At 59.6% G+C, this 19,471-nt stretch carries 15 protein-coding genes; 4 read left to right on the top strand and 11 right to left on the bottom strand.

Annotated elements, in window-relative coordinates; translation table 11 throughout:
• Positions 1–12: 12 nt before the first annotated feature.
• From QZ869_RS20495 to QZ869_RS20470, 6 genes are all read right to left on the bottom strand, one after another.
• Positions 13–2,175, bottom strand: a complete 2,163-nt coding sequence (locus QZ869_RS20495) for an EAL domain-containing protein (protein WP_296107029.1) — start codon at positions 2,173–2,175, stop codon at positions 13–15.
• Between the two features lie 241 nt (positions 2,176–2,416).
• Positions 2,417–3,193, bottom strand: coding sequence for a MetQ/NlpA family ABC transporter substrate-binding protein (locus QZ869_RS20490; protein ID WP_296014423.1), 777 nt, complete (start codon positions 3,191–3,193; stop codon positions 2,417–2,419).
• Between the two features lie 59 nt (positions 3,194–3,252).
• On the bottom strand, positions 3,253–3,921 hold the full coding sequence (locus tag QZ869_RS20485; protein ID WP_296107026.1) for a methionine ABC transporter permease: 669 nt from the start codon (positions 3,919–3,921) through the stop codon (positions 3,253–3,255).
• Positions 3,911–4,954 carry a methionine ABC transporter ATP-binding protein gene (locus tag QZ869_RS20480; protein ID WP_296107089.1) on the bottom strand — a complete coding sequence of 348 codons (1,044 nt, stop codon included), beginning with the start codon at positions 4,952–4,954 and terminating at the stop codon, positions 3,911–3,913. The genes QZ869_RS20485 and QZ869_RS20480 overlap by 11 nt, the downstream gene beginning before the upstream one ends.
• Positions 4,955–5,291: 337 nt before the next feature.
• Positions 5,292–5,924, bottom strand: coding sequence for an NAD(P)H-dependent oxidoreductase (locus tag QZ869_RS20475; protein WP_111849305.1), 633 nt, complete (start codon positions 5,922–5,924; stop codon positions 5,292–5,294).
• Between the two features lie 203 nt (positions 5,925–6,127).
• Positions 6,128–6,964, bottom strand: coding sequence for an alpha/beta hydrolase (locus tag QZ869_RS20470; RefSeq protein WP_296038869.1), 837 nt, complete (start codon positions 6,962–6,964; stop codon positions 6,128–6,130).
• Positions 6,965–7,232: 268 nt separating this feature from the next.
• Here QZ869_RS20470 and QZ869_RS20465 point away from each other — a divergent pair, with 268 nt between their 5' ends.
• Positions 7,233–8,249 (top strand): GlxA family transcriptional regulator, encoded by a 1,017-nt coding sequence (locus QZ869_RS20465; RefSeq protein ID WP_296038855.1) that lies wholly within the window; start codon positions 7,233–7,235, stop codon positions 8,247–8,249.
• Between the two features lie 245 nt (positions 8,250–8,494).
• Here QZ869_RS20465 and xylA read toward each other — a convergent pair whose 3' ends face one another.
• The 5 genes from xylA to QZ869_RS20440 all read right to left on the bottom strand — a co-directional run bounded on the left by xylA (position 8,495) and on the right by QZ869_RS20440 (position 15,641).
• Positions 8,495–9,805, bottom strand: coding sequence for a xylose isomerase (xylA, locus tag QZ869_RS20460; protein WP_296107021.1), 1,311 nt, complete (start codon positions 9,803–9,805; stop codon positions 8,495–8,497).
• Positions 9,806–9,849: 44 nt separating this feature from the next.
• The gene (gene xylB, locus QZ869_RS20455) at positions 9,850–11,304 is read right to left on the bottom strand and encodes a xylulokinase (RefSeq protein ID WP_296107018.1); all 1,455 of its coding nucleotides are present in this window, start codon (positions 11,302–11,304) and stop codon (positions 9,850–9,852) included.
• 81 nt (positions 11,305–11,385) lie between these two features.
• Positions 11,386–12,408, bottom strand: a complete 1,023-nt coding sequence (locus QZ869_RS20450; protein WP_296014431.1) for a LacI family DNA-binding transcriptional regulator — start codon at positions 12,406–12,408, stop codon at positions 11,386–11,388.
• A gap of 389 nt (positions 12,409–12,797) precedes the next feature.
• Positions 12,798–14,381, bottom strand: coding sequence for a DHA2 family efflux MFS transporter permease subunit (locus QZ869_RS20445; RefSeq protein ID WP_296014433.1), 1,584 nt, complete (start codon positions 14,379–14,381; stop codon positions 12,798–12,800).
• Positions 14,382–14,414: 33 nt separating this feature from the next.
• Positions 14,415–15,641 (bottom strand): HlyD family secretion protein, encoded by a 1,227-nt coding sequence (locus QZ869_RS20440; protein ID WP_296014434.1) that lies wholly within the window; start codon positions 15,639–15,641, stop codon positions 14,415–14,417.
• Between the two features lie 145 nt (positions 15,642–15,786).
• Between QZ869_RS20440 and QZ869_RS20435 the strand changes: the two genes are divergently transcribed.
• From QZ869_RS20435 to QZ869_RS20425, 3 genes are all read left to right on the top strand, one after another.
• Complete coding sequence (locus QZ869_RS20435) at positions 15,787–16,458, top strand: TetR/AcrR family transcriptional regulator (RefSeq protein WP_296014435.1); 672 nt, start codon at positions 15,787–15,789, stop codon at positions 16,456–16,458.
• A gap of 160 nt (positions 16,459–16,618) precedes the next feature.
• On the top strand, positions 16,619–17,371 hold the full coding sequence (locus tag QZ869_RS20430) for a TerC family protein (RefSeq protein WP_296014437.1): 753 nt from the start codon (positions 16,619–16,621) through the stop codon (positions 17,369–17,371).
• Positions 17,372–17,634: 263 nt separating this feature from the next.
• A complete protein-coding gene (locus tag QZ869_RS20425) occupies positions 17,635–19,407 on the top strand; it encodes an SLC13 family permease (protein ID WP_296107015.1) in 1,773 nt (590 codons plus the stop codon).
• Positions 19,408–19,471 lie beyond the last annotated feature (64 nt).

Below are 19,471 nucleotides of genomic sequence, written 5' to 3'. Positions count from 1 at the left end.
AAAAGCCACGCTTTAGGACGCTTTCAGTTGCTCCAGCGGCGCATTTTGTTGTGCGAGCAATTCGTGAATGCCTGCGGCATAGAGCGGCTTGGAGAAGAGATAACCCTGAAGCTCGTCACAGCCGCAGATCTGCAGGATCACGGCCTGGTCTTCGGTTTCGATACCTTCTGCCGTCACCGGAATGCCGAGCGAGCGGGCAAGCGCCACGGTGGCGGTGAGCATTTCCAAGGATCGCCCGCCCTCGTTGAGCGCCTCGACCAGCGACTTGTCGATCTTCATGCGGTCGAAGCCGAAGCGGCGCAAATAGCCGGTGCTGGCAAAGCCCGAGCCGAAATCGTCGAGCGCGACGCTGACCCCGATCTGCTGCAGCTTTTCGATAGCCGCCTGCGCACGCTCCGGGTGGTGGATGAAATAGCCTTCGGTCATTTCCAGCATCACCCGCTCAGGAGCAATGCCCGTTTCTTCCAGCACCTGCACCACGTGTCCGGCAAAGGCGGGATTGCGGAACTGGACCGGGGAGATGTTGACGGCGATCTTCAGGTCTGGCCATGCGGCCGCTTCTTTGAGCGCCTTGCGCATGACCTGTATGCCGAGCTTGTCGATCAGCCCACTCGATTCCGCAGCGGCAATGAACACATCCGGGGAGACCGGGCCGTAGCCTGGGCGATCCCAGCGGGCGAGTGCCTCCACCCCGATGATACGGCGGGTCAGCGTGTTGACCACAGGCTGGAAGGCAACGCGGATTTCGTGATTGTCGATGCCGTATTTCAGGTCAGCTTCCAGCTGCTTGCGCTCTTCGCGGCGCGCGTCGAGATCGGCCTGATAGGCAAAGTAGCGTCCGCCGCCACCTTCCTTCGCCTCATACATGGCCATATCTGCCCGCCGCAGCAGTTCTTCGCCATTGATATCGCCACCCTTGGAGGCGGACATGCCGATGCTGCAGCCGATTGCGGCGACGCGATCACCTAGCATGAAGGGTTCGGAAACGAGTTCCAGAAGCGCTTCGCAGAACATGCGTCCCTCGATGCGGGCGTTGGGACCTTGAAAGGCAATCGCAAACTCGTCGCCGCCAAGGCGCGCAAGCAGAGCATCGCGGGGGGCAAGAACCCTGAGTGCTGCGGCAAAGGCCTTGATAAGGAGGTCGCCCACCTCGTGGCCGAAGGAATCGTTCACATCCTTGAAGCCATCGAGGTCGAGATAGATGAGCTTCACATAGGAGCCGTCCGCACTCGCCATCTCGGTCATGCGCTTCAGACCGTCAAATAGGCCGGGGCGATTATGGAGCCCGCTCAAGCGATCGACCAGAAGCTCTTCGCGCATGACCGCTTCCTCCCGTCTGAGCCTGCGGATAACGGCAAGGCCGAAAACGAAGAGCACCAGGAAGAAAACGCCGACAATGGCAAAGGCGGTCAACACCCGCGGGCGCACCTCATTGAGGCTGACATCGCCGGGCATGGTCGATGTCCAGGTGAGCTTTCCGAGGATTTCGCCATGCGCATCGACGATATCGACGTAATAGGGCGTGGCCGCAAGGCCAGTATTGAGCGACAGCCCGTTGACCAGATAGGTCTGGCCGAGCTTGCCAACCTTCTCATTTGTCAGATGGCGAACGAAAACCAGATAGCGCTTGCCAAGCGCGGGATCAAGCTCACCGGATTTCTTGCGTACCAGCGCCACACCGGCGGCGGCAATGCCATCACGCGTGCGGATGAAGCCAGCCATTTCGGGCTTGGTCCCCGGTCCAGCATTGCGAATCCGGTTGATCATTTCAGAAATGCTGGCGCCGAAATAGGAGCCGACGCTCCAGGGTGCAGGCGCGCCATTCTGATAGGCCAGCAGCACGCCGTCCCGATCGTCCAGAACGACCGCGGTATCGAATAGCTCGGTATTGACGGTCATGTTGCCGTAATTGCTGATGATCCAGCCAGCACCATCGGGTGCATACACAAAACGGGCGGCATCGTCCCAGGCTGCGTAGTCATTCAGCGTCGCGCCAAGCTGCTGCACAAACGTGGACAGCGCACCACGTGCCGTCTGGAGAGACCGTTCCTCGTCAAGCCGGTTGGCCATTTGTGTGACATTGGTGAGTGCTGAGAGAACGAGCGCTGTGATCAGGATGACGACCAGCGCAAAGGCAAAAAGAACACCTGCAACCGCAGATCTCCTGCCGATCATCCTCATGCTGCCCTGCCCCACACTAAACGTACTTGCACACTCTCTTAAAAAGCTATGGTGCGGGCGAAACATTCAAAAGAGATTAAGGGCGCGCGCAGAAACTTGGTACAAAACGTACAATTCTGCCACCTGCGCAAGAAAAAGCCCCTTCGGCGGTTGCGGAAGGGGCGATTTTCTACACGTCATCGCAAGAGCGGCCGTGCCATCAGCAATCGACTGATCGCGACCTTAGGACAGCCTGTTACCAGGACGGGATGACGGTGCCGTTATACTTCTCAAGAATGAAGCTCTTCACTTCCGGGCTGTGGTAGGATTCGACCAGCGTCTTGACCCAAGGCTTGTCCTTGTCTTCCGCGCGCACGGCAATCACATTCGCATAGGGAGACTTTTCGCTTTCGATGGCGATCGAATCCTTCTTCGGGTTCAGACCGGCAGCCGTTGCGTAGTTGGTGTTGATCACCGATGCATCGGTATCGTCCAGCGAGCGCGGCAACTGTGCGGCATCCAGTTCGACGATCTGGATGTTCTTCGGGTTCTCGGTGATGTCGGCAGGCGTGACCTTGAGGCCAACAGCTTCATTCACCTTGATCAGGCCCTTGGACGCCAGAACCAGAAGTGCGCGGCCACCATTGGTCGGGTCGTTGGGAATGCCGACGGTCGCGCCATCCTTCAGCTCGTCGAGGCTCTTCACCTTCTTGGAGTAGACGCCCATCGGCGTGGTGATGGTGGTGCCGACGCTGACGAGATCGAACTTGCGATCAGCGATCTGATTGTCGAGGTAAGGCTGGTGCTGGAAGGAGTTGGCCTGCAGCTCGCCATCGGCCAGCGCCTGGTTCGGCACGACGTAGTCGGAGAATTCGAGGATGTCGATGTCGAGACCCTTGGTCGCGGCAACCTTCTTCACCTGCTCCATGATCTGCGCATGTTCGGCAGGCGTGACGCCGATCTTGATGGTTTCCGCCAGCGCGCTGCCGGCAAACAGTGCTGCGAGAGAAGCAGCGATGATAAGCTTTTTCATGAGGTGTCTCCTTTAGTTTGTTATCTCTTGGGCGTGGGGCGAACCCCGCACGTTGAAGGTCAATTCTTGCGGTTGCGTTTGTCGAAGCTGCGGGCGAGCGCGTCACCGGCGCTCTGCACCAGCTGCACCAGCACGATGAGGACGATGACCACCGCCAGCATCACATCCGGCATGAAGCGCTGGTAGCCGTAGCGAATGCCGAGGTCCCCAAGCCCGCCGCCGCCGACGGCACCGACCATCGCCGAGTAACCGATGAGGCTGACGAGTGTCAGCGTCAGCGCCAGCGTGATGCCGGGCTTGGCTTCGGCCAGAAGCACCTTGGTGACGATCTGGAGCGGTGTGGCTCCCATGGCACGCGCTGCCTCGATCAGCCCCTTGTCCACCTCGCGGATGGCCGCTTCCACCAGTCGTGCAATGAAGGGCACGGTGGCCACCGTCAGCGGCACGATGGCGGCATTGGTACCGATCGAGGTTCCGGCGACTAGCCGCGTGAAGGGAATGATCGCCACCACCAGAATGATGAAGGGTGTGGAGCGCGCCGCATTGACGATGAAGCCGATGATGCGGTTTGCCATCGGCGCTTCGAACAACTCGCCCTTGCCGCTGGTGGCAAGGAAGATGCCGATGGGCAAACCAAGCAGCGAACCGACGATGCCGGACACCGCCACCATATGCAGCGTCTGGATTAGGCCCTTGAGGAGAATGTTGAACAGCATATCAGGCGACATAGCCAAGCACCTCCGTCGTCAGACCCGTTTCGTCATAGACGCGTTTGGACCGCGCCAGCACATCCGGTGTCGCCGGATAAGAAACGACCAGCGAGCCGAAGGGCGCACCGGCGATCTCTTCTATGGTTCCGGCCAGAATATTCACATCCGGGCCGATCTCGTTGACGAGACGGGCGGTAAGCGGCTGGAAGGCCGTATCGCCGAAGAAAACGAGGCGCACCAGAATGCGGTCACTTAGGCCCCCCGGTTTGCTCTTCAGGCCGGAGGTCACCCAATGCGGCAGCTTGACGCCGACGGCGGATGACAACAGGCTGCGGGTCGTTTCATGGCGCGGGTTCGTGAAGATATCAAAGGTGGAGCCCTGCTCGACGATCAGGCCCTTGTCGATGACGGCAACCTGCGAGGCGATGGTCTTCACCACTTCCATCTCATGGGTGATGAGCAGCACGGTCAGTCCGAGTTCGGCATTGATGCGCTTCAACAGTTCCAGGATCGATTGTGTCGTCTCAGGGTCGAGCGCGGACGTCGCCTCGTCGGAGAGCAGCAGCTTCGGCTCGGTGGCAAGCGCACGCGCTATGCCCACACGCTGCTTCTGCCCGCCGGATAGCTCCGCCGGATAGCGCTTTGCCTTGTCACCCAGCCCGACCAGATCGAGCAGCGGCCCGACCTTGCGCTTGATGTCCTCCTTCGAGACGCCGGAAATTTCCAGCGGCAGCGCGACATTGTCATAAGCGGTACGCGACGACAGCAGGTTGAAATGCTGGAAGATCATGCCGACGGAACGGCGAAGGGTGCGCAAGCCGCTCTCGTCCAGCGCACCGACATCGACGCCATCCACCACCACCTTGCCCGACGTCGGGCGTTCCAGCCCGTTCACGAGGCGGATCATGGTGGATTTGCCGGCACCCGAACGGCCGATAATGCCGGATATGCCACCGCGCGGAACGATGAAATCGACGCCCGCCAGCGCCCTAAAGGCAGGCTGGCTGCCACTGCCACCAAAGGTCTTGGTGACGGCATCGAAGACCACCATCGGGTCGGCTGTCGATGTCGGGACCGAGCGCTCTACGCTCTTTGAAATTTCGGAATTCATGCCATTGCTCTTGAGGAGTTGCGTCTTTTCATTGCGGCAAACGGCCCATCGGGCCACAACCGGTCATGCCGCCATCTGGCACATTCGACAATGAAAGACATCTGAGAGCATGGTCGACTTTCCAAGGGTGATGGCTTTCCGCCGAAGTCCGTGGAGGACATAGCGTGTAAGCCATTTGTGTATCGCATACATGCCCGTATGCGATACCATTTTATAGGCAGGATATTTCAATTATCCGCGAATGGCGGAAAAATCTGCCCGAAAAGCCGAAATCCGGTCACTCGACCTTCGAGACGAACTGATCCAGCGGACGGCGGATCTTCTTCAGATTGACCAGCCAGTCGCCCTCTTCCTGGCGATAGCCAAGCGGCAGGATCGTCACCGAGCGCAGACCCTTTTCGCGAAGACCGAGGATCTCGTCCAGCTTGGCGGGATCGAAGCCTTCCATCGGCGTTGCATCCACACCTTCGAAGGCAGCTTGTGCGACGGCCATGCCGAAGCCGATATAGGCCTGACGAGCGGCGTGCTCGAAATTAACCTCGGGGTCGCGTTTCGGATAGCTGTCGAGAAGGGACTGACGGTACTTCTCCCAGCCTTCGTTCTTGAAGCCGCGCTCTTCGTTCGTCAGATCGAACATGTGGTTGATGCGCTCTGGCGTGTAATTGTCCCAGGCGGCGAAGACCAAGAGATGCGAACCATCGGTGATCTGCGCCTGGTTCCAGGCGATCTCCTGGATTTTGGCGCGAACGTCCGGATTGGTGACGACGATGATTTCGAAGGGCTGCAGGCCGCTGGACGTCGGAGCCAGACGCGCCGCCTCGATGATGCGGTCCACCTTGTCCTCGGACACAGCCTTGGCAGGGTCCATCTTCTTCGTGGCATAACGCCAGTTCAATTTATCGATCAGCATAAAAACTCCTTGGCGGGCCAGCCATGCGCGTCACTGCGCGGTCTGAAGCCCCTTTTGAAACGCCAACACAGATAGGTTTTGTTGCGGCGCACACAAGAAGGCACAGAAATGTAACTATCGGAAATCTTTCTGTGGCAGACAGCCCATGAGTGAAAAAGCCGCTGGCCGAGCGTTTGCGCCCGGCCAGCGGCGTTTGAGCTTGTTTACTTCTTGGCGAATGCCAGAAGATCGGCATTCAAGACATCGGCGTTCACCGTCAGCATGCCATGCGAGAAGCCGGGATAGGTCTTCAATTCACCGTTCTTCAGAAGCTTGATCGACTTGTGGGCCGAATCCGCAATCGGAACGATCTGGTCGTCTTCACCATGCAGAACCAGCGTCGGGACGCTGATGTTTTTCAAGTCTTCCGTCTGGTCGGTTTCGGAGAAAGCCTTGATGCCATCGTAATGGGCCTTCGAGCCACCCATCATGCCTTGACGCCACCAGTTCTGGATCACGCCTTCATGCACCTCGGCACCGTCGCGGTTGAAGCCGTAGAAGGGACCAGCCGGAACATCGCGGAAGAACTGCGCGCGGTTGGCGGCAAGCGCGGAACGGAAACCATCGAAGACCTCCATCGGCAGACCTTCCGGGTTGGCGGCGGTCTTGACCATGATCGGCGGAACTGCGGAAACCAGAACCGCCTTGGCAACGCGCCCTGCCGATTCGCCATGCTTGGCAACGTAACGGGCAACTTCGCCGCCGCCGGTGGAATGGCCGATATGGATGGCGTTCTTCAAGTCCAGCGCTTCGACGACGGCAAAGGCGTCGGCGGCGTAGTGGTCCATATCGTGACCCTCGGACACCTGCTCGGAGCGGCCATGCCCGCGACGGTCATGCGCCACGACGCGGTAACCCTTGGAGAGGAAGAAAAGCATCTGCGCGTCCCAGTCGTCGGAAGACAGCGGCCAGCCGTGGTGGAAAACGATCGGCTGCGCGTCCTTCGGACCCCAGTCCTTGTAGAAGATCTGCACGCCGTCTTTGGTGGTAACATAACCCATGGTGATATCTCCTTGTGCTGTATTGGTTGCTGCATAAGCGGGTGAAAAAGCGAATGGCGAGAGTGCGGCACCTGCAAGGACCGCGCTTCCGATCAAGACCGAACGTCTTGACACAGAAAGGCGGTGGGCATCGTTGGTCGTCTTCAAGTCCGTCATCACACTCTCCTGTCAGTGCCTGTCTTGTTGCTGTTGACTTGAACAACCTAGCGCCATGCTCTACACAAAACACGTGGCGCAAATGACTTTATAAAAGGCAAAAGTGACAAGAATGCAAAAACTGGAAATGGATGATGAGACGGAGGCGCCGAAGACCGTCGATACGAATATCAGCACAATCGAAATTGCGCTACTCATCTATCCCGACTGTCAGTTGGCCGCGATCTACGGACTGACCGATCTCTTCAGCATCGCCTCCAGTTGGGCCATGAGGCTGGAAGGCCGCGCCGGGGAAGGTAGCATCCGTATCAGCCACTGGAAGATGGACGATGAGACGGTTGCTTGCATCTGGGACTCCCATCCGGGCGAACCCCATGCGCTGCGCTACGTCATCGCGCCGCCCAGCATCGTGATGCCGGAGAAGATGCAGCGCATGACGCCCGCCTCTCAGTGGCTGTCAGAGCAACACGCGCAGGGTGTCACGGTCTGCTCGATCTGCGCGGGCGCTTTCGTGCTGGCCGAAACCGGCCTCATCAACGGACGGCGCGCCACCACCCACTGGGCCTTTGCCGATACGCTGTCGGAGCGCTTCCCGGGGATCGATGTGGCGCCTGACAACATGATCATCGATGATGGCGACGTGATCACCGCGGGCGGGATTCTCGCCTGGGCCGATCTTGGACTGCTGCTGGTCGAAAAGCTTCTCGGCCAGACGGTGATGCTGGAGACGGCCCGCTTCCTGATCGTCGATCCGCCGCGTGCCAGCCAAGCCCGCTACAAGGCCTTCCTGCCGCGCTTCGATCATGGCGACCGCGAGGTGCTGCAAATCCAGCACCAGTTCCACGCCACGCCGGAACTGCAAAAGAGCGTCAGCGAACTGGCCGACAGCGTCAACCTCTCCGAGCGTACCCTGCAACGCCGCTTCTTCCGCGCCACAAAACTGAAGCTGACAGAGTATCATCAGAATGTCCGCATCATGAAGGCGCGGCAGCTGCTCGAAACCACCAACGGCTCGATTGAATCCATCGCCTGGTCCGTCGGCTATACCGACCCCGCCGCCTTCCGCAAGATTTTCGGGCGGCTGACCGGGACGACGCCGAATGTCTATCGGGGGGATGTGCGGGTGTGAAATCCTCGCGCTATTGGAGGCGCGTGCGGAAGAGTTGGTCTGAAGCATCCACCCTCATTCCTGTGCTTGTCACAGGAATCCAGTCAGACCAAGTCTTTGGTCTGGCAGGGCGTCTTTTCGCCGCGCAGACGCGCGTCGGCTGGATTCCTGTGACGAGCACAGGAATGAGGGAGTAAAAGACTTCACCCCGAACACACGTCCGGGGTGAAAGAACTGCAACAACCGATATCCACCGGCACAACGCCTCAGACGTAGCGGTTGACCACGTTTTCGAGATATTCCTGACGGCCGGACTTTGGCTGCGGGTTGATATTCTCCCGCTCCACCTTGGCCGCAATCTCTTCCAGCTTCATTTCGCCGCGCAGCATCTTCTGGGCTTCCGGCTGGTCCCACTTGGCGTAGCGTTCTGCGAGCGGCTTGGACAGCGCGCCGTCTTCCACCATCTTCGCCGCAGCCTTGAGGCCGCGCGCGCAGCAATCCATGCCGCCGATATGGCCGATCAGCAGGTCTTCCGGGTCGAGCGACTGGCGACGCAGCTTGGAATCGAAGTTCGTGCCACCGGTGGTAAAGCCGCCCGCCTGCAGGACCTGGTAATAGGCCAGCGCCATTTCAGGCACATTGTTGGGGAACTGGTCGGTATCCCAGCCGGACTGGTAGTCGTTGCGGTTCATGTCGATCGAGCCGAAGATGCCGAGCGTGTTGGCAAGCGCCAGCTCATGCTCGAAGGTATGGCCAGCCAGGATCGCATGGCCCTGCTCGATGTTCATCTTCACTTCGTTTTCGAGGCCGTACTTCTTCAGGAAGCCATAGACGGTTGCGACGTCGTAATCATACTGGTGCTTGGTCGGCTCCTGCGGCTTCGGCTCGACCAGTATCGTGCCCTTGAAGCCGATCTTGTACTTGTACTCCACCACCATATGCAGCATGCGCGCCATCTGGTCGAATTCGCGGCTGAGATCGGTGTTGAGCAGCGTCTCGTAACCTTCGCGACCACCCCACAGAACATAGTTCTCGCCGCCAAGCTTCATCGTGGCGTCCATGCAGGTCTTGATGGTGGCTGCCGAATAGGCAAACACATCCGGATCCGGATTGGTGGAAGCACCCGACATGAAGCGACGGTTGGAGAAGAGGTTCGCCGTGCCCCACAGCAGCTTGACGCCGGTCTCTTCCTGCTTCTTCTGCAGGTAATCGACGATCTCGTTGAGGTTCTTGGTGCTCTCGGCAAATGTCTGGCCTTCAGGACGCGCATCCGCATCGTGGAAGCAGTAGTATGGCGCGCCGAGCAGGCTGAACATTTCAAACGCCACATCGGCCTTCAGCTTGGCCTTCTGCATGTCATCGCCAAACCACGGACGATCGAAGGTACGACCGCCAAAGGGATCGCCACCCTCCCAGGCAAAGGAATGCCAGTAGGCGACAGCAAAGCGCAGATGGTCTTCCATGCGCTTGCCGAGAACGACTTCATCCGGGTTATAGTGGCGGAAGGCCAGCGGATTGGTGCTGTCAGGGCCTTCATATTTGACCTTGGCGATATTGCCGAAAAATCCAGTGCTCATGATTTCTTCTCCCTTGATGATCGAAAATGGTGTTCGAAAGGTTGTCAGTGCGACAGCGGCTTGATCGCCGGATAAAGCGCGCGGTACCGCGCATAAGCTTCCTCGTAGGAACCGCTGAGCGCTGCCACCGGCTCGATGGTTTCTTCCGTTTCCGGCTGGGTGCAGACCTCAAGCGGATCGGCCCCGGTCGCGGCAATCAGGCCGAGACGAGCCGCGCCAAAGGCCGCACCGAAATCGCCCTCCGCCGGAATATCCACCGGCACGCCAAGCGAGGTGGCAATCGAGGCCAGCCAATAGCGCGAGCGCGAGCCGCCACCGATGGCAGTGACGCGTGAGATCGAGGTGCCAGCCGATTTCAGCGCTTCCAGATTGTCGCGGATGGCGAAAGTCACGCCTTCCAGCACGGCCTGCGTCAGCGCCTTGCGGTCGCTTTCGTGGGAAAGGCCGATGAAGGAGCCGCGAATGGCCGCGTCATTGTGTGGGGTGCGTTCGCCGGAGAGATAGGGTGCGAAGGTCACGCCAGTCGGCGCTTGCAGGTTGTCGCCCAACTCGCTCGAAAGTTCAGACGCGGATTTACCGGCAATGCCCGAATACCAGTTGAGTGCGTCGGTGGCCGACAGGATGACGCCCATTTGGTGCCAGGTGTTGGGCAGCGCGTGGCAGAAGGCGTGAACGGCACTCTCCGGCTTCGGCAGATAGGAGGCGTTGGCGGCAAAGAGCACGCCGGAGGTGCCAAGCGACACGAAGGCATGGCCTTCGGCAACCGTGCCCATGCCGCAGGCCGACGCTGCATTGTCCCCAGCGCCACCGGCCACGACGATCTTGCCGGAGAGACCCCAGGCAGACGCCAGTTCGGAGCGCAGCACGCCCGCCTCATCCGTGCCTTCCACCAGCGAAGGCATATGGTCTACGCCAAGATCGGTTGCCGCAAGCAGCTCGGAAGACCACTTGCGCGCGCCCGTATCCAGCCAGGAGGTTCCGGCAGAGTCGGACATTTCGGAGATGTATTCGCCCGTCAGCCAAAGCCGCAGATAATCCTTCGGCAGCAGCACCTTGGCCACCTTGGCAAAAATCTCCGGCTCATTGTTCTTCACCCAGACGAGCTTTGGCGCGGTAAAGCCTGGAAAGACGATATTGCCGGTAATCTGGCGAAAGCGTGGGTCCGCATCGAGCTTGGCGGCTTCGGCGTAAGAGCGGGTGTCGTTCCACAGGATAGAAGGACGAAGAACGTTGCCGCCCGCATCGATCAGCGTGGCACCATGCATCTGGCCGGAGAGGCCGATGCCCTTGACTGCCGAAAGCTCGGCGGGAAACTTCGCCTTCAATCCGGCAATGGCTGTTTCAGTCGCCTTGATCCAGTGGGCCGGGTCCTGCTCCGACCAGCCGTGATGCGGGCGCGAGACATCCAGCGCGCCATTGGCCGAACCGACGACCGTCTGATCGCCATCGATCAGCAGCGCTTTCACGCCGGATGTTCCAAGATCAAGACCGAGATACATGTCGTCCTCCACGATTGGATGTGATTGTGCTGGAGCAGTTCCAGCCGGGCAGCGCCCGAATGAAGTTGAAGCGATGGGCGCTCAAGGGAGATTGTCCCTCAAGAATATGTCGATACGGATACGCTCCTGCGCCTCGATGACGGCAAGCCCATCGGCGCGGGCTTTCAACACGCGGATTGCGCTGCGCACCTCATGGCCGGAATCCTGGTTCAGCACGGCATCCAGCGTGCCATCGCGAAGGGCTGCGGCGGTCGTGTCGTTCAGCTCGTGCGCGATGACGCAGGGTCGCAGACCATCATGTGCCTTCAGCGCCCGGATCAGGCCGCGGTTCCCCGCACCGAGGCTATAGAGCCCAGCAAGCTTTGGATTGTCGCGCAGAGTGTCTGCGACGAGCGCTTCGACCCTCTCGGCATCGTCTCGCCCTTCCAGAACCGGACGGATGGAGAGATGCGCAAATTCCGCTTCGATCACGCTTTCAAAACCGGCAAGACGCTGGCGGTGATCCTGCACCAGCATGGAGCCCGCCAGAACCGCGATCTCTGCCTTTTGCTTCGGCAAGAAACGCCCCATCAGGCTCGCCGCCGTACGCCCCGCAGCATGATTGTCGATGCCGGCGAAATGATCGCGCTTCGAGCCTGTCAGATCCGACACCAGCGTTGCGACTGCAATCCCGCTATGGGTGAGCCGATCGGTCGCCTCCAACACATCCTCGGAATCGATGGCGACAAAGGCAACGCCGGATGGCTTTTCCAGCCGCGCCACATCGAGCGCCTGGGTCAGCGCTGCCGGATCGAAAGGCGGCACCTCGATGATGCGGATCGACGTGCGCTCCACATAGGAGCGCGAGGCCGCACACCGAACCTCGTTGCGAAGCCCGGCCATGAAGGAATTGTCGTTGTTGGGAAGAATGAAGACCAGCGCGTAGCTACGCCCCTTGGCAAGATTGGCGGCCGCGATATCGCGCACATAGCCAAGCTCGGAAATTGCGGCCTCCACCTTGGCGCGGGTCAACTGATGCACGCCCGGACGCAGGTTGATCACCCGGTCGACGGTCGCCAAACTGACCCCTGCCTTCGATGCGATATCGTGAACTGTCGGCTTCATGCTTCCTCCCGGCGCAACGTCATAGAGGAGTTTCTGAGGTACGTAAATCATAAAATGATGTACGTACCTCATTAAGAAGTTGGGACTGGTCGCTTGAGCGGCCGGCTTTCTTTGTTCTGCTGCGTTTCGGTTCGTTGCAGGCAGCTTGCCACACACTCTGCGTCATCCTCGGGCTTGACCCGAGGATCCATAAACCATTGACGCTGTTAGAAAATCGTGGATCCTCGGGTCAAGCCCGAGGATGACGGCAGAGTGTGGAGCGCTTGCAGGGACAGAGCCGCGGCAATATCTCAAGCGTGTCGCTGCCCCGAAGAAAACACCCACACGAAACCAAGAAGGGGCCACCGTTTCCGGTGACCCCTGCATGCGCTGCGGTGGATGGATGAAACTCAGTGCGCTGCGTCTGGCGGCGGCGCCGCTTTGGGCTTGTTGATCAACAGCGTGAGGAAAATCAGGCCGCTGAACAGGAAGGTCAGAAGCAGGAACACATCGGCAAACGCCAGTATCCACGCCTGCTGCGAAACGATGCCGACAAGCTTCTTGATCGCGACCGACGAGCCGTCGAGACCGTAGGAATCGTAGTTGCCGCCAACGCTGCTCAGCCAGTCCAGCGCTGCCGGATTGCCGTAGTTCACATGGTCGGCAATGCGGAAATAGTGGTCGTCGGTGCGCTGGCTGAGCACGGTGTTGATGATGGCAAGACCGACCGCACCGCCCAAGTTACGCGTGAGGTTGAAGAGACCGGATGCGTTCTTGATGCGGGCGGGCGGAAGGGTTCCAAGCGCGATATTGTTGATCGGCACCATGCACATCATAAGGCCGAAACCGCGCAGGATCTGCGGGATCAGGAGTTCGTTGAAATCCCAATCCGCCGTGACATGGGTCATGATCCAGGTGCCGGATGCAAAGCTGATGAAGCCGATCGCCATCATCACGCGCGGATCGAGCTTGGCCGAAAGCCGTCCTGCAATCGGCGCGGTGAAGAACATTGTGAGACCCGAGACGAACATCGTCTCGCCGATCATCAGCGCATCATAGCCGCGCACGCGCCCCAGATAGAGCGGGTAGAGATAGGTCAGTCCATAAAGACCGATGCCCATGACGAAGGAAAACAGCGAGCCGATGGAGAAATTCCGGTCTGCAAAGGCGCGCAGATCCACCACCGGGAAATCCACCTTGAAGGCCCGCCAGAAGAACACCACCGCGCCAATCGTCATGGCGATCGCGGCAATGACGATATTCTCGTCATTGAACCAGTCGTTATTGTTACCCTCTTCCAGCACATATTCCAGCGAGCCGAGGAAGACACCCATGGAGATCAGGCCCCACCAGTCGAACTTCTTCCAAAGCGAGGTTTCCGGCTTGTCGAAATCGATCAGGCTCCAGGTCAGGATGGTGACGATGATGCCGGGAATGATGTTGACGAGGAACAGCCAGTGCCAGGAAAAGGCGTTGGAAAGATAACCGCCGACCGTCGGACCGATGGTGGGCGCAAGCGTTGCGACAAGGCCGATAATGGGTGAAACGATCGGGCGCTTGGACGGCGGGAAGATGGTGAAGGCTGCAGCGAAAACCGAGGGGATCATGCCGCCGCCGATAAAGCCCTGAATGGCGCGGTAGACGATCATCTGGTCGATATTCGTAGCGGTGGCGCAAAGCGCACTGGAAATGGTGAAGCCAGCCGCACAGGTGGCAAACAGCACGCGGGTGGAGAGAATGCGCGCCAGCGTACCAGACAGCGGGATCATGATGACCTCGGCAATCAGGTAGGATGTCTGCACCCAGGCAATCTCATCAGACCCGGCACCCAGACCCGCCTGAATTTCGGCCAGCGAGGCCGAGACGATCTGAATGTCGAGGATCGACATGAACATGCCGAAGACCATGGCGAAGAACGCGATCAGGCGTCTGCGGTCCATCGGCGGATCGACGGCGGCTGTGGTGCCGCCGCTCATGCTGGCTGTAGCCGCCATCGTAGTGATCCTTACTTTGATCCGGGCCGCCGGTTACTTGGACTGGTTCTGCGCTGCTGCCGTATCGGTCGCCTTGGGCGCCGTGCGGGTGTCGACATCGACAACAACGCTCAAGCCCGCGCGCAGATGATGCTTGTCGATATCTTCCTTCGACAGAACGACACGCACCGGCACGCGCTGGATCACCTTCGTGAAGTTGCCCGTGGCGTTTTCCGGCGGCAGCATGGAGAAGACCGAGCCGGATGCTGGCGAGATCGACTGCACCGTGCCTTCGATGGCGTCATCGTCGAAGGCATCCACATGCACCGTCACCTTGGAACCGGGAACGATGCGCGCGAGCTGCGTTTCCTTGAAATTGGCATCGACATAAAGCTGGTTCATCGGCACCAGAGAGGCCAGGCGCTTGCCGGCCGAAACCAGATCGCCCGTCTGAACCGAGAGATTGCCGATCACACCATCATAAGGCGCACGCAGAACGGTGAAAGAGAGATCGCGGGCGGCCTTGTCGCGCGCCAGTTCCAGCGTGCGGATCGAGCCTTCGGCCTCTTTGCGCTGCGCCTTCAAAAGTTCGATATTGGCCTGAGCCGCAACCACATTCGCCTGACCGGCGGCAAGGTTGGCCTTGGCCTGCTCCAGCGCGATGCGGGCATTGTCGGCGGATGCGGCGGTGCCGACATCCTTTGACTGGAGCTCGGTAGCGCGCTTGTTGTTGATCTCGGCACCCTGAAGCGCTGCGTCAAGCGCGCCCTTCTGGGCCACGGCCTGGGCGAGAGCCGCCTCGCCGCCTGAAATCTGCGCGTCGATGCGGTTCAGGGACAGCTGCTGGGTGGCAAGCTGGGCCTCAGCCTGTTCCAGCGCATTGCGGTAATCGCCATCATCCAGCGTAACCAGCGGATCGCCAGCCTTGACTTGCTGGTTGGCGACGATATCCACCTTCGCGACATAGCCCGAAACCTTCGGCGAAATGACAGCGATATCGCCATGTATATAGGCGTCGTCGGTCGACACCATGAAGCGGCCCGTCGTCCAGTAGTCGTACCCATACCAGGCGGCACCGGCCAACAGCGCAAGTCCAATGATCGGAAGAAGGAAGGACTTGCCCTTTTTCTTCTGGACTGGCGGCTGCACCGGCGCTGCGGCCTTTGCGGCATCTGCCGGACGGTTTTCTTCAGTGCGGGCTTCAGCCTGAACTGTTGTCTGGGCTTCTGCTGCATCGGACGAATTGATCGCTCGCACTGCGCCACTCTTTTGAGACGACATGGTAGACACCTGGTTATACGAAATTTATTGAACTGAACCGTTCGGTTCGATTGACATAGTCCGTTTTAACGCACATATCAAGAGCCATCGAACCACCCGGTTCGATATGTTGAATTGAGTGTTAATCGCAACCGGACGGAAGACGATGACGGAGAGAGCTATCGAGGACGCATGTTCGACCGCTGCAGCGGGTGGGCGCTTTGCAGCGGGCGAGGACCCCTCCAAGCGCGAACAGATTCTCGACGGCGCGTGGCGCATGTTCCGGCAGAAGGGCTTCGATGCCGCCAGCATGAACGATATTACCCGGGAAGCAGGCGTTTCCAAGGGTACGATCTATGTCTACTTTTCCAACAAGGAAGAACTGTTCGAAGCGCTCATCGATCGCCACAGACGCGAATTTGCCGATTCCATGCGCGATATTCTCGCCGGCACCGAAGAGGTGCGCGAAGGCTTGAGGCAGTTCGGAACGGCCTTTGCCAATCGCCTGGTATGTACTGACATGATACCAGCCATGCGCTCACTGCTTGGCGTAATCGACCGCATGCCGAAACTTTCGCGCCGTTTCTTCAGCTCGGCGCCAAACAATGTCCGCATCGTTCTGGAAGAGTTCATCCGCCACCATATTTCCAATGGCAGTCTCGAGATCGATGATGTGGAACTGGCCGCACGCCAGTTTATCGAACTCTCCACCGGTACCTTTTTCAAATATCGCCTGTTCGGTGAGCTTGAAGGTCCGGTGCCCGACGAGGAACTGGAGCGCGTGATATCCAGCGCCATCCGCGTCTTCATGGCCGCCTATGGAACCAAAGCCGCCTGAGACCATTCATTCTTCCGCACTATTGTCATGAGCGCCGCCGGACCTTGGTTCCGACGGCGCTTTTGACATACCAGCATCGCAACTTTTTAGTTATAAATCGCCATTATCTGCGCTAATTACGTGGAAAAATAACCCTTAGTTGAAAAGGAAGTCCGGCCCGATGGAGTCCATCGTCCCTCTCTTGTCAGATCCCACCGCATGGGTGGCGCTCGTCACCCTCATCGTCATGGAGGTGGTGCTTGGTATCGACAACCTGATCTTCATCTCGATCCTGACCAACAAGTTGCCGGAGAACCAGCGTGAAAAGGCGCGTCGCATCGGAATTGGCCTGGCGCTGATCATGCGTCTTGGTCTGCTCGGAACCGTTGCCTGGATCGTACAGCTGACAGAGCCGGTCTTCGAAGTCTTCGGCCAGCCCTTCTCCTGGAAGGACATCATCCTCATCGTCGGCGGTCTCTTCCTCGTCTGGAAGGCCACCAAGGAAATTCACCACAATGTCGATCCGATCGACCACAAGGAAGACATGGTCGGCGGCAAGGCCGCGATCGGCAGCTTCTCGTCGGCCATCGTCCAGATTCTGCTGCTCGATCTGGTCTTCTCGGTGGATAGCATCATCACCGCCGTCGGCATGACCCCGCATGTGCCGATCATGGTGGTTGCCGTCATCGTCGCCGTTACAGTCATGCTGCTGGCAGCAACACCGCTTGCCAATTTCATCGAGCGCAACCCGACCGTCGTCATGCTGGCGCTCGCCTTCCTTTTGATGATCGGCACCACGCTGATTGCCGAAGGCATGGGCTTCCACGTGCCGAAGGGCTACGTCTATGCCGCCATGGCCTTCTCGGCGCTGGTGGAGGTGCTCAACATCGTTGCGCGCAACTCCAGGCGCAAGAAGACCGGTACCCTGCACTGACGCTTTGAAGACTGGCTGGAGCCCGCAATCGCTGCGGGCCCCGGCAAAGCCTGAAGCTCTCGCAAGGCGCTGCCTCGCGACAGCTGAAGGACAAGCAACCTCAACCACTTGCCCATGCCAGCCCCGGATGGCGTCTGAGCCACATGCCGTAAAACCCGTCGCGGCGGCAGGAACAAGTGTCATATCGCCAGCGTTCTTGATGCACCCCTTCCCGGGTCATCCCGTCATTGCGAAACAGCAATGCCCTCCTGAAAGTGCCCCGCATGACCACAGAGCAGATCCTCGCCTTCACCGTGATCGCAGGGATGATGGTGGCTTTCATGTGGGACAGGTTCCGCTACGATATCGTGGCGTGCAGCGCACTTCTTGTGGCTGTTGCCGTCGGCGTCGTTCCCTTCGACAAGGCCTTTTCCGGTTTCTCCGACGACATCGTCATCATTGTCGGCAGCGCGCTCATCGTCAGCTCCGCCGTGGCGCGCTCCGGCATCGTCGATTTCGTCATCAAGCGCTACCTGCCGGAAATGCGCTCCAAAGGTTTGCAGCTTGCCTTCCTGATGTTGACTGTTGCCGTCATGTCGGCCTTCATCAAGAATATCGGCGCGCTTGCCATCATGATGCCGGTGGCGTTTCAGTTCGCCCGCAAATCCGGCAGCCCCGTCTCCTACTATCTGATGCCGATGGCCTTCTCCGCCCTGCTCGGCGGGTTGATGACGCAGATCGGCACCTCTCCCAATATCGTCGTCTCGCGCCTTCGCGAGGAAATGACCGGGCAGAGCTTCTCCATGTTCGATTTCACCCCTGTCGGTCTCGCGCTGACCGTAGTCGGCATTCTCTTCCTCACCTTTGGCTATCGTCTTCTGCCGGTCCGGGCAAAGCAGCAGGCGTCTGTTGAAGACATTCTCGACCAGGCAAGCTACACCGCCGAAGCCACGCTGGCATCTGACAGCGTGCTCGTCGACAAGCCGCTGCGGGAACTCCTGAGACTTGGCGATGGCGACGTGATTGCCAGGACCATTCTGCGCGGTCCGCGCCGCATCTCACCCTTTCCCGATGTAAAGCTGAAGAGCGGCGATACGGTGATGCTGGAAGGGAGCCCGGAAGGGCTCGACCGCATGGTGTCTCAGGCAAAGCTCATCCTGTCCGGCAAACCGCTTACCGAAAGGGGCGAGAAGGTCGTCGATCTCGTCTCCATGGAAGCCGTCATCAGCAACGTCTCTCCGCTCAACGGCATGTCGGCGCGTGAACTGGCGCTGTCTTATACCCGCGGCGTCAACCTTATCGCCGTGTCGCGTCGCGGCCACCGCGTCAGCGAGCGCTTGAGCGATCTGACGCTCCAGACCGGAGATGTGCTTCTGTTGCAGGGCAACCGCAAGAACGTGCCCTTGATGCTGCAGGAATTCTCGCTGCTGCCCTTGGCGCAGCGCGAGATCCTGCTCGGCGTCCAGCGCCGGGCCTTCGTGCCGCTCCTCGTGCTTGCTGCGGCCATGGCGGCGGCCGGCAGCGGACTGATGCCGGTTTCCGTCGCCTTCTTCGCCGCTGCCTTCATGATGATCGTCGCGGGCGCCATTCCTCTGACGGAGGTTTACAAGTCCGTCGATGGGCCGATCCTCGTCATGCTGGCTGCCCTCATTCCCGTGAGCGATAGTCTCAGAACCAGTGGTGCGAGCGAGTTGATCTCCCACTGGCTCGGAGGCGTGGCGCAGGGCCTGCCGCCATTTGCAGCGCTCGGGCTGATCCTGTTGACGGCGATGGCCGTAACCCCCTTCCTCAACAACGCCGCGACCGTGCTGGTCATGGGGCCGATCGCAGCGGGCTTTGCCACCACGCTTGGCTTTCGACCGGAAGCCTTCCTCATGGCTGTGGCGATCGGCGCGGGTTGCGATTTCCTCACCCCCATCGGCCACCAGTGCAACACGCTGGTCATGGGACCGGGCGGCTATCGCTTCAGCGACTACCCGCGCCTTGGACTTCCGCTCTCCATCATGATCGTCATCGTCAGCATCCCCATGCTGCTTTACGTCTGGCCCGTTTCCTGACCGCTCGCTCGGCGGGAGAGGCCCGCCCATAGCGTATCATGTCCTAATTTCCTTGACGCCTGCG

The organism is uncultured Agrobacterium sp. (genome assembly GCF_913777885.1).
In the GTDB taxonomy this organism is placed as follows: domain Bacteria; phylum Pseudomonadota; class Alphaproteobacteria; order Rhizobiales; family Rhizobiaceae; genus Agrobacterium.
This window is presented reverse-complemented; position numbering and strand designations above follow the sequence as displayed.